This is a genomic window from Bradyrhizobium cenepequi, assembly GCF_020329485.1.
Lineage (GTDB): Bacteria > Pseudomonadota > Alphaproteobacteria > Rhizobiales > Xanthobacteraceae > Bradyrhizobium > Bradyrhizobium cenepequi.
Window position 1 is genome coordinate 103,747 of the sequence record NZ_JAGKJI010000005.1, and the last position, 13,489, is coordinate 117,235.

The following is a 13,489-nucleotide window of genomic DNA, read 5'->3' on the forward strand; positions in this document are numbered from 1 at the left end:
GCCCACCCTACGACTCTGGATGAGTGTCTAGAGCTTCTCCACGCCGCACCATTCCGCGATGAACAGCGCGGTGGCCTTGGTCGATTTACGCAGCGACTCCAAATCGACGTACTCATTGAACCCATGCATCGCTGCGCCGCTGGCGCCGAAGCACAGGCTTGGGATGTTGTAGTTCAGTCCGTAGAAGCGGGTATCGGTCAGCGCGGTGAACGCGCGATCTTCCACCGTGCCGCCATAGATGGCGCCAAACGCCTTCGCAAACGCTGCTTCCGGCTCGGCCGCGTCAGTCAGTTCATAGCCCTCGGACAAGAAGCCCGACCATTGCACATCAGGCGGGTTGTTGGAGAGGAAGCGATGGCCGCGCGCGGCCGCCGACACGCAAGCCAAAATCTCCTTCTGGCACTCCGCGATCGACCAGCCGGGCAGCACCGCGATGCGGCAATCGACATCGCACCAGGCGGGCACGCTGGAGGCCCAGTCGCCGCCCTTGATGATACCGGGATTGAAGTTGATGGGATGCGCGACGTCCTTGAAATGGCGGTCGGCCTTCGCGCGCTCGTTCCATTCGGCTTCGAGCTTTTCCAGCGCGTGGATCAGATGATACGCCGCCATGATCGCGTTCGAGCCGGCGCCGGCCTCGAACACATGCACCGGGAAGCCGCGCACCTTCAGGCGAAACCAGATCACGCCGACCTGCGAGCGGATCATCTTGCCGTCGGTCGGCTCCGGGATGAAGCAGGCATCGGCACGATAGCCGCGCTGCAGGGTCGAGAGCGCGCCGACACCGGTGCTTTCCTCCTCGATCACGGACTGGAAGTGGATTCGGCCCGTCGGGCGGAAACCCGCCGCCTTGATTGCATCCAGCGCATAGAGCGCGCCGATCGTGCCCGACTTCATGTCGCAGGCGCCGCGGCCATACATCCGCCCGTCCTTGACGGTGGGCGAGAACGGCGGCGTCTCCCACATGTCGAGCGGGCCCGTAGGCACCACGTCGCAGTGCCCCTGCAGGATCAGCGATTTGCCGCCATTGGTCCGCGGCCGGTACGTCCCGACCACCGTGCGCGCCCTGGAGAAATCATGCTCGATCGGGCCGAAGCCGCGGAGGTCCTTCAGATCATCGATATTGATATGCCAGTCGTCGACCTCATAGCCACGCGCGCGCAAGAGATCGCCGATCATGTCCTGGCACGGACCTTCCGCCCCGCGGGTCGATGGGATCGCGACGAATTCCTTGGTGGTCGCAAGCTGCGCATCGAAGCCGGCATCAACGGCGTCCAGGATTCTCTGTGGCGTCTCGGCATTCATGCGGCTGCTCCAACTCCAGGGTTCGATCATCAAGCGTGCGGGCGCTTGGCCTGCAACGCTATAGCGTGATCTCAGCCACCGCGGTACTGCGCAAAATAGGCATCTCGCAATGCTTCTTCGAGCAGACGGCCTTCCGAATAGCCATTGAGCGATTCCGGTCGCGTCACCCCGTCGAGCAGCCGCGAGCAAGGTTCCGGAGCGCCGAGCACGGTGTGCACCGGAATGCGCTCAGCGTAAATGGGCAGCTCGTAATCCTCCTCGTCGTCGGCCACGCCCTTGGCGCGGATCTTAGCGGACGCCTCCTCGATCTCCATTGCGATGAAGGAGGTCGCCTTGATCTCCTGCGTGTTGCTCGGCCGCAGGCTCGCGGTCCGATCGGGAAAGAAGCGGTCGACCATCGCAACCAGCGTGCGCTGCTTCTCATCGGGATCAGTGACGAGGTAGGCCGTGCCGAACGCCATCACCGCGCGGTAGTCGGCTGAATGATTGAAGCCGCAGCGCGCCAGCACCAGGCTGTCGAGATGCGCGACCGTGAGACAGACCCTCTGGCCCGCGGACTGGTTCCTCAGCATGCGGCTCGCGCTGCTGCCGTGCCAGTACAGCTTCGTCCCCTCCCGCCAGAAGAAGGTCGGCGTGCAATAGGGCTGGCCGTCGATCACGTAGGAGACGTGGCACAGCATCGAGGAGTCGAGGATGCGGTGTACGGTTGCCTGATCGTAGAAGCCGCGATCATGGCGGCGCTTCACCTGATTTCGCGGGGACAGCGGATATGAGGCGGCAGCACCTTCGCTCACGGCAGCTCCTGTTCGGATTTGAACGTTTCGAAACAGTTGTAGCGTCGGATTTGGTCTGCGATAGTGCCAATTCCATGCGAAAAATTTCGACCAATTCTGTATCGCCGCGCAAGGCCGAGCTGCCGCTCGACCTTTCCGGACAGCACGTCACACCAGGCGCCTCCGCCCAGCAGCGCCTCTATCAGGCGCTTTGCCACGCCATCCTCGGCGGCATCGTCAAACCGGGCGAGCCGCTGCCGCCCTCCCGCACGCTGGCACGGCAGACCGGCTTTCGCCGCAATGCGGTCGTCACCGCCTATGAGCGTTTGATTGCTGACGGGTTCGCGGTGGCGACCACAGGCTCCGGCACGTTCGTCGCGACACGCATCCCTGCACGATCGGGCCAGGCGACAAAGCCGAAAGTCATGATCGACGCGCCACAGCAAGGTGCGCTGGCGCTCGGCTGTACCCATATCGACGAGCGCGCCCTGCAGCGCTTCAGGGCCTTTGTCGGACGACGGATGCGCGCGTTCGGCACCGAGCATCTCCACTATGGTGATCCCCGCGGCAGCCACGAACTCCGCGCCGCGATCGCCGATCACTTGCTCTCGGCGCGTGGACTGCGCTGCGATCCCGAGCAGATCATGCTGGCCTCGGGCACGCTGCATGCCTTGCGCATCGTTCTCAGCGCGATCCTGAAGCCCGGCGACCAGGTCTGGTGCGAAGATCCAGGTTACCCTATCGCACGGAAGACCATCGAGCACTGCGGCTACCGCGCCGTGTCGGTCCCGGTCGACGCATCGGGCATGGTGGTCGCAAACGGCCGTAGCCGCGCACCGGCAGCGTGCGCGGCCTATGTGACGCCGTCGCATCAGTTTCCGCTTGGCGTGCAGATGTCGATGCCGCGTCGGCTGGAACTACTCGACTGGGCCAAGGCGGCCGACGCCTTTGTGTTCGAGGACGATTACGACAGCGAGTTCCGATATGACGGCGCTCCCTTGCTGTCGCTCGCCGGCATCGATCATCTCCGGCGCGTCATCTACATGGGCACGTTTGCCAAGACGCTGTTCCCGGGACTGCGCATCGGCTACTGCGCATTGCCTGAAAAATTGATCGGTCCAGTGACGGCGGCTCGCGCCGCGCTCGACCGCTTTCCCGGCACGCTGATGGAAGGTGCCGTCGCCGACATGCTCAATTCCGGCGCCTTCGCCGCAAACCTGAAAAAGGTGCGCAGGCTCTACCGCGAAGCCCGCGACATGCTGGCCTCGACGCTGTCGGAGGCCTCGGATGGTGAATTGTCGGTGCCGGTGCCCTCGCAGGGCCTGCATCTGGTGGCGCGGTTCGATCCATCGACTGAGCCGCTCGTAGCGCCTCAAGCCAAGAGCGCGGCCGGCGTCCACGGCTGGCTGCTCGCAGAAACCTATCATCGCGCGCGTCCCCTGCCCGGCTTCGTGCTGGGATTTGCCGGCCATGAGCTTCCGCAACTGAGAGTATCGGCCGAACGTCTGGCGAAGGCCGCGCTCGCCGCGCTGCGCGGGAAGCGCCGCCCTATGAGAATCGCTGGCGCCTCACTAAGGTGAAGGTGAAAAGTCGTCACGGCGGACATACCGGATGCCCGGCAATCGCAACGTCCTGTATCTGATCATCGGTGTGCTGCTCGCCGTCATCGGCGTGCTCAGCTACCAGCTCTACCAGGCCAAGAAGCAGCCTGAAGGCTTCCAGATCAACGTAGGCCCCGACGGGTTGAAGATCCAAGGCAAGTGATACTGATGATATCGAGAAAAGTTCTGCGCATCGGCTGCATCGTGCTGCTTGGCTGGCTTGCATCGCCGCTGCCGGCGTCAGCCCAGGTGGTGGGACGCGAGCAAGACATCGTCGATTTGCGACTGGGCCAACGCGTGCTGGTCGACGACGGATCGTGCCCCGCGGGCCAGATCAAGGAAGTCTCGGGCTCGCAGATGACGAGCCATGGCGTGACGCGCGTGCGCAAATGCGTCCCGCGCCTCGGCACGAAGAGGCGCTAAAGCGTTTTCGAGCGAAGTGGATACCGGTTCGCGCGAAAAAAAACGCGTCGAAACAAGAGTCCCGGTGTCCGTCGTGCCCCGCGCAGGCGGGGCATCCAGTAACCGACATCGTCAGTCGCACGCACCACTCAACGCCGCAGAATACTGGATCGCCCGGTCAAGCCGGGCGATGACGTCGTGAGGGATGGTCAAGAAACGCCTCACTCCGTCGCCGGATCGAACATGCACTGCAGCGTGGGCCTGGCGATCTTGGTGAAGGTCGGGCCGATCTCGGACTGCTTTGACGGTGGCACCCAGTCGGTCTCGATGGTGGGCACGCCGGTCTCGCTGATGCCGCGCAGCAAGGCTTCGCGCAGGTCGGGATCCTCGACGCTGGCGGCGGCATAGTCGTGCAGGCAGCCGCATACGGTTTCCGGATGCGCCCAGCGGCCGAGCATGTGGGGTGCGCACAAGCGGACGAATTCACCGCGCGGGTCGGGCAGCACCTTGAACAGAGTACGGAATTGCACCGGCTGAGTCTGAAGCGTTGCCGGCACCTGCGCGTGCGCAGAACTGGTAGAAACGATCAATGCAGCGATAACGGCGAGGCAGGAGCGCAATAGGTTGCAGTTCATTGACCGTCGGCTTTCTTGCAGACTTCTCTACGACGCTCAGTTGGCGGCAACGACGATCATCTGCGTCGCGGCGCCTGCGGTCGGCGACCCCATATACGAAAAGGTGCCGATGCCCGGAAGGTCGCCGTCGAAGGGCCCGACCATCGAGGGTCCAGCCAGGACGAAGGCGAAGGCAAGGATGAAGCTGATCGTCCGCATTTGACTGTCTCCGGTCTTCCAGCGTCCCCGCCGTCGTGTTGCCGGTTTGATAATCAAGCCCTGTTTCCAGACATCTGCGCCAAAGGCCAAAAATGGTTTCGTTCTACTGCCAAATTGTTTCGTCGGCTCTACGCGACGAAACAATGACGCGAAAAATCCAATGATTTCAGTGGCCCGCAATTCTCGTGCACCAGCGCCCCGAGCCCTGCCTCGACATCAGCGACGAAATGATTCACGGCGCGAATGACATAGGTCAACGCCGGCAACCACGGTTTGGCGCTACACTACCGATGTGCGCTGAACGCAAACGTCGCGAGTTCTTAATCTTTGGCCGCTAGGAGCACGGCAGCAGACTGAACCCAACAGCTTACTCGGTCGACTCAGTCGAACAACTCGCAACCTTTGTTGATGGTTGCGCGTTAGTCCTCTCCACATATCCAACGAAGGATCGCAGTCGTGGGCAATGACAACATCGATGTTGGCAAGGAAACCCCGACCCGCAAACCCGGCCAGCAGCAGATGACCGGTGCGATGTCGCAGCAGGACAGCCACGTCATGGGTGACAACGAATGCGCGCCGCAGAAGCTTGTGCGCCTCGTCGGCTGTCGTGATCCCCAAGCCCGTCTTCAGGCCGGAATGCGAGGATCAGACCTGAAGAAGAGGCAGTTCTAGCCCTTCCCGCCACTACTGGATGAAGTCGCCGCACTTCTGCACATTGGCGTCGGCTGCGCCCCAGGGCATGATCGGCACGGATGAGGTCGAGTTTTTCGGCGAGCCTTCGATCAGTTTGTCCGAATAAACCATGTAGACCAACACGTTGCGCTTGGCATCGCAACCACGGACGATCTGCATTTTCTTGAAGAACAGCGACCGGCGCTGACGGAACATGTCGTCGCCCTGACTCATCTTGTCCTTGAAGCGGATCGGGCCGATCTGCCGGCAGGCCAGCGAGATGTCGGAGACTTCTTCCGCCAATCCTAGCCAGCCCTTGAAGCCGCCCTTCTCCGGCACCGTGAAATGACAGGCCACGCCCTCAACCTCGGGATCGTCGACGCCGTAGGTCGCGAGCTTGTCGTTGGGCGAAATCCATTTGAACACAGTGGAGCGACGGAAGATCAGGTCGGGCTCGTCGGCAGCCGACGCGGCCTCTGCCAATCCCAGCGTCATGACGAGTGTGGCCAAAGCCAGCCTCTTCCAAGGCGTTTGAGGAGAAGTGATGGCTTTGGCGCGCATAAATGGCTCCGCTATGTTGTTGGCGCGGCCTATGTATGGCGAAAAGGCCGCACGAGAAGACTCCAGGCACCGAGAAGCCCGGTGCCGGTTTAACCGAATGTGAGGCTTTTTTGCTACGCTTTCCGCGAGAGCGCCGCGATCACAGAAGGGTTAAGGTACCTGTGCTGGTGAACGTATTTCGCGTCTGCGACAACCAACCAACATTGGACTGGGACTTAAGGGCTATGCGCGTGAGCGGACGTCGGATGTCGACTTTGCAAACTGCAAATGAACGGGCTTGGAAGATCGCGATACTCGCGATGCTAGGCACGCTCGGCGCCGCGTCGCCGGCCAATGCCGCGCTCTACTATTGGCGTGACTTCGATCCCAGCTATTACTATCAGCCCGAGCCTCAGATCCAGCCGCGACGGCAGAAGCCGCGCAAGCCCGCCGCAAAGTCCGCAACTCCCCAAAAGGAGACGGGCGCCAAGCCGCAGGCGCCGCTGATCATCACGGTCTCGATCCAGAACCAGAAGATGCGCGTCTTTGACGCGAACGGTCTGTTTGCCGAGAGCCCAGTCTCCACCGGCATGAAGGGCCACTCCACCCCGATGGGCGTCTTCAGCATCATCCAGAAACACAAATTCCATCACTCCAACATCTATAGCAACGCGCCGATGCCCTATATGCAGCGGATCACCTGGTCGGGTGTTGCCATGCATGCCGGCGTGCTGCCCGGCTATCCGGCTTCGCACGGCTGCATCCGGATGCCGACGGCATTCGCGATCAAGATGTGGAATTGGACCAAGATGGGCGCGCGCGTCATCATCACGCCCGGTGAGATCACGCCCACGGCCTTTTCGCATCCGCTGCTGGCCACGCAGAAGGTCGTGCCGCAGCCGGTTGCGGAAGAACCGAAGGTGGACGCCCCGGCCGGCGTCAAGGGAGACAAGGGAGCGGAGATCAGGCCGACCAACAGTCTCGAGTTGCGAGCGACCGTGGGTCATGCCCAGTTGCAGGCGTCGGTACGCGAGCCGACTCATACCGCGGACGCCATCGAAACTGCCTTCACCAAGACCGCAGCGGCGACCGTTTCCGATGTGGAACTGAACGACGGCACAATCGGCGTGGCGAAATCCGCCGACGCCGACCAGAACCCAATCGAGATTACCGCCAGCACGGAAGCTTCGAAGACCGAAGTGCCCGCCGGTGAACGCCCGAAGGGCGAGACGACGGCCGAAGCGATCAAGCAGGATGCGCCTAAGGTCGACGCAGAAAAACCGGCTGAACCAAAGACTGCCGAGCAACCGGCCGAGGCCGCCGAGCCGGTCGATGCGCCCACTGCCGAGGTCAAGAAGGATCCTTCACGTCTGCCGGGCGCGGCAAAGCTCGATCCGCCGAAGCGGACCGGGCAGATCGCCGTCCTGATCAGCCGCAAGGATTCGAAGCTCTACGTGCGGCAGAACTTTGCGCCGCTGTTCGAGGTGCCCGTCGTAATCGCGCCTGGCGACCGGCCGCTGGGCACGCATGTGTTCACTGCCCAGGTCGACAAGAGCGATCCGAACCTGCTGCGCTGGTCGGTCGTCTCGCTGCCGACCGTGCGCGCCGCGGCGCGTCTTGAGCAGGATGCCTATCCGGCACGACGCCGCCGCGCCACTGCCGCCTCCGCCGAGGTCAAGCCGCAGCCGCTCGCGAGCAGCCCGGCGGAAGCGCTCGACCGCATCACCATCCCGCAGGACACGATGGCGCGCATCAATGAAGCGCTCACGTCAGGCGGCTCGATCATCGTCTCCGACCTGGGCGCCAACCAGGGCGAAACCGGCGAAGGCACCGACTTCATCATCCCGCTGCGCTAGGTCTTGTCATTCCGGGATGCGCCAACGGCGCAGGTCCGAAAATCCGTCGGGCCCCGAGTGCTGCCGTAACGGCTTGTTGAAAGCGGCATCCTGTCTGGTCGGGCTATTGTTCCACGAATCTTCATGGCGAAGGGGAATGGCCATGGTCAGCCGCAGGATCTTCGTCGGGGGTGCAGTGGCGATACTGGCCGAACCTTTGTGCTCCCGGACCTTGCAGGCGGAGCCGGCGATGAGCCGAATCACGGCCTATGCCTTCTCCTTTCCGGCGCTGCAGGGCGGCGACATCCGCCTCGCCGAGCATGCGGGCCATCCGTTCCTGATCGTCAACACCGCTTCGCTGTGCGGTTTCACCCCGCAATATGCAGGGCTGCAGGCCCTGTGGACAGAGTTCCGCGACCGCGGCCTGGTCGTCATCGGCATCCCCTCGAACGATTTCGGCAGCCAGGAACCTGGCGGAGCAAACGAGATCGCTGAGACGGCGCACCATCAGTATGGCGTCACCTTTCCGATCGCAGCCAAGGCCGTGGTGAAGGGTCCCAATGCACATCCATTTTACAGATGGGCTGCCGAGGCACGCCCGAAGGATGTCCCGCGTTGGAACTTCCACAAATATCTGATCGGACGCGACGGCTATATCGCCGACGTCTTCCCTGAGCAGGTTCCGCCGGAGGACACGAGGGGTCAAGACCACCATCGCGCGGGCGCTGGCGGCGGCTTGATCTCCGCAATTAACCTGTGCAGGAAGCCGGCCCCCGTTGCATTGGCGGGTGACGAGCATCTAGGCTACTATTAGTTGAGGTAGGAGGCAGTTCGGCGGGTGTTGGATACCTCTATCCGCACGATAGCTCTAGGGAACACAACCATGCGCATTGCGGCAGGTCTGATTTTTGCGGGTGCGGTTTCGCTGCTTTCGTCGACTGCGGCTTGGTCGCAGACTCCACCCGCCGCCAAAGCTGCTCCCCCCACCAAGGGCGCGAACGCCGCTCCGCCTCCTGCACAGCAGGCGGCCGCTCCGCAGGCGGCACCTGCGCCGGTTCCTGCCGCAGCCCCCGCCCAGCCACCGCAGCCCGCGCGCGCTCCTTGCAACAATCCGAATGCACTCGGCGTCGGTCGCACAGTCGAGATCGACACCACGGGCGGCCCCGGCTTCGGCTTCGAGCATTTCAAGCAGCTCGACTTCCTGCGCGACCACGAAGTGGTCCTCACCTTCGACGACGGCCCGTGGCCGACCAACACGCCTGCCGTGCTGAAGGCGCTGGCGGACGAATGCACCACCGGCATCTTCTTCCCGATCGGCAAACACGCGACCTACCATCCCGAGATCCTCAAGCAGGTTTACAACGCCGGACACACCGTCGGCGCCCACACCTGGTCGCATGCCAACCTGAACAACAAGAAGCTGACCGAGGACCAGCGCAAGGATGAGATCGAGAAGGGTTTCTCCGCGGTCAAATGGGCGCTCGGCGTCTCGCCGGCACCGTTCTTCCGCTTCCCGGCGCTGCAGCATCCGCCGGAAATGGTGACCTATCTCGGCACCCGCAACATCGCCATGTTCTCTTGTGACCTCGACTCATTCGACTTCAGGGCGAGCAAGCCGCAGGCGGTGATCGACACCGTGATGAAGAAGGTCGACAAGCTCGGCAAGGGCATCATCCTGATGCACGACTTCCAGAAGCACACCGCGGAAGCCCTGCCCGAACTGTTGAGTCGCCTGAAGGCTGGCGGCTACAAGGTCGTCGCGATGCGCGCCAAATTCCCGGTGCAGACGCTGCCGCAATATGACCAGGAGCTCATCAAGGACGCCAAGCTGCCGACGGTGACCGCGCGGCCGGTCAACAGTGTCGTAACGACGGTCCCCGAATAGCGTCACGCGTCATCGTGCCGGCGTTGCGTTTCGAAGGCTATGTCATCGTCTCCGCCGATGGACGGCTGGCCAACGCCGATAACGTGATGCCGAACGAATTGAAGTTCGAGGGCGACAAGAAGTTCTTCTCGGCCGCGCTCGATCGCGCCGACTTGATCGTGCATGGCCGCAATTCATACGAGGACCAGCCGAACTCGCCGCAGCGAAAGCGCATCATCGTAACGCGCAAGGTGCGCGCCACCGCGTCCGATTCCGCAAATCCGATGGCCACGCTCTGGAATCCTGCCGGCGCCTCGTTCGAGACGACGAGCACGAAAGCGGGCGTCACCTCCGGGACCGTCGCGATCATCGGCGGCCCTTCGGTGTTCGATATGTTCATGGACCGCTACGACACCTTCTGGCTGTCGCAGGCGCCGCGGGTGAGGCTGCCCGACGGCGAGCCCTGTTTTCCCGGCGTCCCTGCCCGCTCGCCGCAGCAAATCCTCGCATCCCACGGCCTGCAGCCCGGCGAGCCAAAGCTGCTGGAGCCGGATCAGGATGTCACCGTCACGCCGTGGCGGCGCGACGCTTAGGTATCCTAGCCCGTGTGAAGCGCCAGCGTAACCCGGGACCGCTCGCAACACGGACAGAGCGTCCCGGGTTATGCGTTCCGCTCCACCCGGGCTACAAGCTCTCTTCACCTCTCTCTAGTTAGACGTCGCCGTAGGCAGCCTCGGCGTTGCGGGGTGTTCGGCCGTAGCCGGCGAGGATGAACAGCGCGCCGATGATCGACAGGTTCTTCAGCGCCTCCATCAGCGTATGGGCATTGTCTGGCGCAGGCTGATTCCAGAAATCGTGGAAGTAGTAGGTCGCGCCGATCACGAGGATGATGAGCAGGATCGAGAAGAAGCGTACCAGCCAGTTCAGCGCGATCATCAGGCCGGCGATGATCTCGAACGCCCCGACCGAGATCGCAATCAATTGCATGATCGGCATTCCCGCCATGCTTTCGAGCTGCTGCGCATAGGATACTGCAAATTCGGGAATGGTGACCTTGGCTGCGAAGGAATCCGCGGTCGCCTGGATCGCCAGCAGCTTGCTTGCTCCCGAATAGATGAACAGCACGGCGAACAAGACTCGTCCGAAAGCAATGAACCCCGGCATGGTCGTCCCCATTGATCGCAGTCATGAACCAAGCGCGGAACGATTATGGTCGTTCCGCCCGCTGCGAGCAATCGAATCCGACTGTACCGAATGCTCCTTGCCTTCTAGCCGAACAAGGTCGGCTGTGCGCGGCCCGCGCGCTCCTGCGCCTCGACGGCGGCGACCGCCGTCATATTGAGGACACCTCGCGCCGTCACCGACGGCGTGAGGATATGCGCCGGCCGGGCCGGGCCGATCAGGATCGGGCCGACGGGAAGCGCGTCGCCCAGCGACTTGATCATCTGGTAGGCGATATTGGCCGCATCGAGGTTCGGCATGATCAGGATATTGGCCTCGCCTTCCAGTTTCGAGCCCGGCAGCACCAGATCGCGCATGGTCTGCGACAGCGCGGTGTCGCCCTGCATCTCGCCGTCGGCCTCGATCTCCGGATGCTTCTCCTTCAGGAACTGCGTGGCGCGCCGCATCTTGCGCGAGGATTCGGTGTCGTAGCTGCCGAAATCGGAATGCGACACGAACGCGACCTTGGGCTTTAGACTGAAGCGCTGGACATGGATCGCCGCGAGCGATGCCATCTCCGAGAGCTCTTCCGGGCTTGGATTCGGCCGTACCTGCGTATCGGCGATGAAATAGGCGCCCTTGGTCGAGATCATCAGCGCCAGCGCCGCATAGTCGCTGACGCCAGGCAGGAAGCCGATGATCTCGCGCACGTGGCGCAGATGGCTCATGTAGCGGCCCTCGACGCCGCACAGCATGGCATCGGCCTCGCCGCGCACCACCGCGAGCGCCGCAATCACCGTGTTGTTGGTACGCACCACCGTGCGCGCGGCATCCGGTGTCACGCCACGCCGTCCGGCAGCCTCGATATAGGACTGCACATAGGAACGGTAGCGCGGGTCGTCCTCGGGATTGACGAGGTCGAAATCCTTGCCGGCCTTGATGGCAAGGCCAAACCGCTTGATGCGGGTTTCGACCACCGAGGGCCGCCCGACCAGGATCGGCCGCGCCAGCTTCTCTTCCAGCACCACCTGCGTGGCGCGCAGCACGCGCTCATCCTCGCCTTCGGCATAGATTACGCGCACAGGCTGCGTCTTGGCCTTGGCGAACACCGGCTTCATGACAAGACCAGAGCGGAAGGCGAAGCGCTCGAGCAGCGCGGTATATTCATCGAAGTTCTTGATCGGCCGCGTCGCCACGCCCGATTCCATCGCTGCCCTCGCCACCGCCGGCGCGATGCGCAGGATCAGGCGCGGGTCGAATGGGCTCGGGATCAGCGAGCCCGGCCCAAAGCCCTGCGCCTCGCCGCTGTCGAAGCGCGATGCCACCGCATCGGACGGCGGATCGCGCGCGAGCTGCGCGATCGCGTCCACCGCCGCATGCTTCATCGCCTCATTGATCGCGGTCGCGCCGACGTCGAGCGCGCCGCGGAAGATGAAGGGAAAGCACAGGACGTTGTTGACCTGGTTCGGAAAGTCCGAACGTCCCGTGCAGATCATGGCGTCGGGGCGCGCTTTCCGCGCCTCGTCCGGCATGATCTCGGGCACCGGGTTGGCGAGCGCCATGATCAGCGGCTGCTCCGCCATCTGCTTTGCCATTTCCGGCTTCAGCACATTCGGCGCCGAGAGCCCTAAGAAGATGTCGGCGCCGCCGATCACGTCCGCCAGCACCCGCGCATCGGTCTTCTGCGCGTAGACAGCCTTCCAGCGGTCCATCAAGGTGTTACGACCCTCATGCACGACGCCGTCGATGTCGCAGACCCAGATGTTCTTGCGCTGCGCCCCCATCGACACCAGCAGATTGAGGCAGGCGATCGCGGCCGCACCGGCGCCGGAGCAGACGATCTTCACCTCGGAGAGCTTCTTGCCGTTCAGCAGCAACGCGTTGACGATGGCAGCGCCCACGATGATGGCCGTGCCGTGCTGGTCGTCGTGGAAGACCGGGATCTTCATCCGCTCCTTGAGCTGCGTCTCGATCTCGAAGCATTCAGGCCCGCGGATGTCCTCCAGATTGATGCCGCCGAAGGTCGGCTCCAGCGCCGCCACCGTCTCGACCACGCGCTCGATCGTGTCGGCCTTGATCTCGATGTCGAACACGTCGATGCCGGCGAATTTCTTGAACAGCACCGCCTTGCCTTCCATGACCGGCTTCGAGGCCAGCGGGCCGATATTGCCGAGCCCGAGCACTGCAGTACCGTTACTGACCACCGCGACCAGATTCGCGCGCGCCGTCAGCGAGGCGGCTTCGGCGGGGTTGTTCGCGATCTCCGTGCAGGCTGCGGCCACGCCAGGCGAATAGGCGAGCGCGAGGTCGCGCTGGTTGGCGAGCGGCTTGATCGCCTGAATCTCAAGTTTGCCCGGTCGCGGCAGCCGGTGATAGGCCAGCGCCGCGGAATGAAGATCTTCAGAAGAGGATGACATCGTACTCTCGCGTTTCCGGCCTCAAGCTCTTATTCTGTGCGGGTCTAACAAGGCCAGTTGTCCGGTAGATAGAGCCCGGATGTGAA

15 protein-coding genes and 1 pseudogene are annotated in these 13,489 nt (G+C 63.1%); 8 read left to right on the top strand and 8 right to left on the bottom strand.

Features of this window, described 5'->3' with window-relative positions:
- Positions 1–27: 27 nt before the first annotated feature.
- Together J6497_RS08725 and J6497_RS08730 are read right to left on the bottom strand one after the other, a co-directional pair.
- A complete protein-coding gene (locus tag J6497_RS08725) occupies positions 28–1,305 on the bottom strand; it encodes an ArgE/DapE family deacylase (RefSeq protein ID WP_225703852.1) in 1,278 nt (425 codons plus the stop codon).
- Positions 1,306–1,376: 71 nt separating this feature from the next.
- The gene (locus tag J6497_RS08730) at positions 1,377–2,099 is read right to left on the bottom strand and encodes a pyridoxamine 5'-phosphate oxidase family protein (protein ID WP_225703853.1); all 723 of its coding nucleotides are present in this window, start codon (positions 2,097–2,099) and stop codon (positions 1,377–1,379) included.
- 74 nt (positions 2,100–2,173) lie between these two features.
- Here J6497_RS08730 and pdxR point away from each other — a divergent pair, with 74 nt between their 5' ends.
- From pdxR to J6497_RS08745, 3 genes are read left to right on the top strand one after another with little or no spacing between them, the layout of a single operon-like run.
- A complete protein-coding gene (gene pdxR / locus J6497_RS08735; protein WP_225703854.1) occupies positions 2,174–3,658 on the top strand; it encodes a MocR-like pyridoxine biosynthesis transcription factor PdxR in 1,485 nt (494 codons plus the stop codon).
- A gap of 31 nt (positions 3,659–3,689) precedes the next feature.
- Positions 3,690–3,842 (top strand): hypothetical protein, encoded by a 153-nt coding sequence (locus J6497_RS08740; protein WP_196237334.1) that lies wholly within the window; start codon positions 3,690–3,692, stop codon positions 3,840–3,842.
- Between the two features lie 5 nt (positions 3,843–3,847).
- Positions 3,848–4,102 carry a DUF6719 family protein gene (locus tag J6497_RS08745; RefSeq protein WP_225703855.1) on the top strand — a complete coding sequence of 85 codons (255 nt, stop codon included), beginning with the start codon at positions 3,848–3,850 and terminating at the stop codon, positions 4,100–4,102.
- A gap of 200 nt (positions 4,103–4,302) precedes the next feature.
- Here the strand turns inward: J6497_RS08745 and J6497_RS08750 are convergent, their stop codons facing one another.
- Together J6497_RS08750 and J6497_RS08755 are read right to left on the bottom strand one after the other, a co-directional pair.
- On the bottom strand, positions 4,303–4,716 hold the full coding sequence (locus J6497_RS08750; protein WP_225703856.1) for a hypothetical protein: 414 nt from the start codon (positions 4,714–4,716) through the stop codon (positions 4,303–4,305).
- 36 nt (positions 4,717–4,752) lie between these two features.
- On the bottom strand, positions 4,753–4,914 hold the full coding sequence (locus tag J6497_RS08755; protein WP_225703857.1) for a hypothetical protein: 162 nt from the start codon (positions 4,912–4,914) through the stop codon (positions 4,753–4,755).
- A 456-nt stretch (positions 4,915–5,370) separates the two neighbouring features.
- On the opposite strand from J6497_RS08755, the gene J6497_RS08760 reads away from it, so the two are divergent.
- Positions 5,371–5,586, top strand: a complete 216-nt coding sequence (locus J6497_RS08760; protein WP_225703858.1) for a hypothetical protein — start codon at positions 5,371–5,373, stop codon at positions 5,584–5,586.
- Positions 5,587–5,598: 12 nt separating this feature from the next.
- Here the strand turns inward: J6497_RS08760 and J6497_RS08765 are convergent, their stop codons facing one another.
- Positions 5,599–6,081 (bottom strand): CreA family protein, encoded by a 483-nt coding sequence (locus J6497_RS08765; protein ID WP_225703979.1) that lies wholly within the window; start codon positions 6,079–6,081, stop codon positions 5,599–5,601.
- 290 nt (positions 6,082–6,371) lie between these two features.
- Here J6497_RS08765 and J6497_RS08770 point away from each other — a divergent pair, with 290 nt between their 5' ends.
- Entirely contained in the window at positions 6,372–7,982 is a 1,611-nt protein-coding gene (locus J6497_RS08770) for a L,D-transpeptidase (protein ID WP_446479924.1), read from the top strand.
- A gap of 6 nt (positions 7,983–7,988) precedes the next feature.
- Here the strand turns inward: J6497_RS08770 and J6497_RS08775 are convergent, their stop codons facing one another.
- The gene (locus tag J6497_RS08775; RefSeq protein ID WP_225703990.1) at positions 7,989–8,225 is read right to left on the bottom strand and encodes a hypothetical protein; all 237 of its coding nucleotides are present in this window, start codon (positions 8,223–8,225) and stop codon (positions 7,989–7,991) included.
- Between J6497_RS08775 and J6497_RS08780 the strand changes: the two are divergent.
- The 3 genes and pseudogenes from J6497_RS08780 to J6497_RS08790 all read left to right on the top strand — a co-directional run bounded on the left by J6497_RS08780 (position 8,125) and on the right by J6497_RS08790 (position 10,418).
- Positions 8,125–8,701, top strand: a pseudogene (locus J6497_RS08780) (glutathione peroxidase). The gene J6497_RS08775 and the pseudogene J6497_RS08780 sit on opposite strands and share 101 nt — an antisense overlap.
- Before the next feature lie 143 nt (positions 8,702–8,844).
- Positions 8,845–9,846: a polysaccharide deacetylase family protein gene (locus tag J6497_RS08785; protein ID WP_225703860.1), complete on the top strand. Its 1,002-nt coding sequence runs from the start codon at positions 8,845–8,847 to the stop codon at positions 9,844–9,846.
- 14 nt (positions 9,847–9,860) lie between these two features.
- On the top strand, positions 9,861–10,418 hold the full coding sequence (locus J6497_RS08790) for a dihydrofolate reductase (RefSeq protein WP_225703861.1): 558 nt from the start codon (positions 9,861–9,863) through the stop codon (positions 10,416–10,418).
- Positions 10,419–10,536: 118 nt separating this feature from the next.
- Here J6497_RS08790 and J6497_RS08795 read toward each other — a convergent pair whose 3' ends face one another.
- Both J6497_RS08795 and J6497_RS08800 read right to left on the bottom strand, forming a co-directional pair.
- Entirely contained in the window at positions 10,537–10,989 is a 453-nt protein-coding gene (locus J6497_RS08795; RefSeq protein WP_225703862.1) for a DoxX family protein, read from the bottom strand.
- Between the two features lie 104 nt (positions 10,990–11,093).
- Positions 11,094–13,403 (bottom strand): NADP-dependent malic enzyme, encoded by a 2,310-nt coding sequence (locus J6497_RS08800; RefSeq protein WP_225703863.1) that lies wholly within the window; start codon positions 13,401–13,403, stop codon positions 11,094–11,096.
- Positions 13,404–13,489 lie beyond the last annotated feature (86 nt).

Coding starts and splice junctions, on each gene's coding strand:
- J6497_RS08785 (WP_225703860.1), top strand. CDS start 8,845: ATGCGCATTGCGGCAGGTCTGATTTTTGCGGGTGCGGTTTCGCTGCTT.
- J6497_RS08745 (WP_225703855.1), top strand. CDS start 3,848: ATGATATCGAGAAAAGTTCTGCGCATCGGCTGCATCGTGCTGCTTGGC.
- J6497_RS08800 (WP_225703863.1), bottom strand. CDS start 13,403: ATGTCATCCTCTTCTGAAGATCTTCATTCCGCGGCGCTGGCCTATCAC.
- pdxR (WP_225703854.1), top strand. CDS start 2,174: ATGCGAAAAATTTCGACCAATTCTGTATCGCCGCGCAAGGCCGAGCTG.
- J6497_RS08755 (WP_225703857.1), bottom strand. CDS start 4,914: ATGCGGACGATCAGCTTCATCCTTGCCTTCGCCTTCGTCCTGGCTGGA.
- J6497_RS08770 (WP_446479924.1), top strand. CDS start 6,372: ATGCGCGTGAGCGGACGTCGGATGTCGACTTTGCAAACTGCAAATGAA.
- J6497_RS08740 (WP_196237334.1), top strand. CDS start 3,690: ATGCCCGGCAATCGCAACGTCCTGTATCTGATCATCGGTGTGCTGCTC.
- J6497_RS08725 (WP_225703852.1), bottom strand. CDS start 1,305: ATGAATGCCGAGACGCCACAGAGAATCCTGGACGCCGTTGATGCCGGC.
- J6497_RS08795 (WP_225703862.1), bottom strand. CDS start 10,989: ATGCCGGGGTTCATTGCTTTCGGACGAGTCTTGTTCGCCGTGCTGTTC.
- J6497_RS08750 (WP_225703856.1), bottom strand. CDS start 4,716: ATGAACTGCAACCTATTGCGCTCCTGCCTCGCCGTTATCGCTGCATTG.
- J6497_RS08765 (WP_225703979.1), bottom strand. CDS start 6,081: ATGACGCTGGGATTGGCAGAGGCCGCGTCGGCTGCCGACGAGCCCGAC.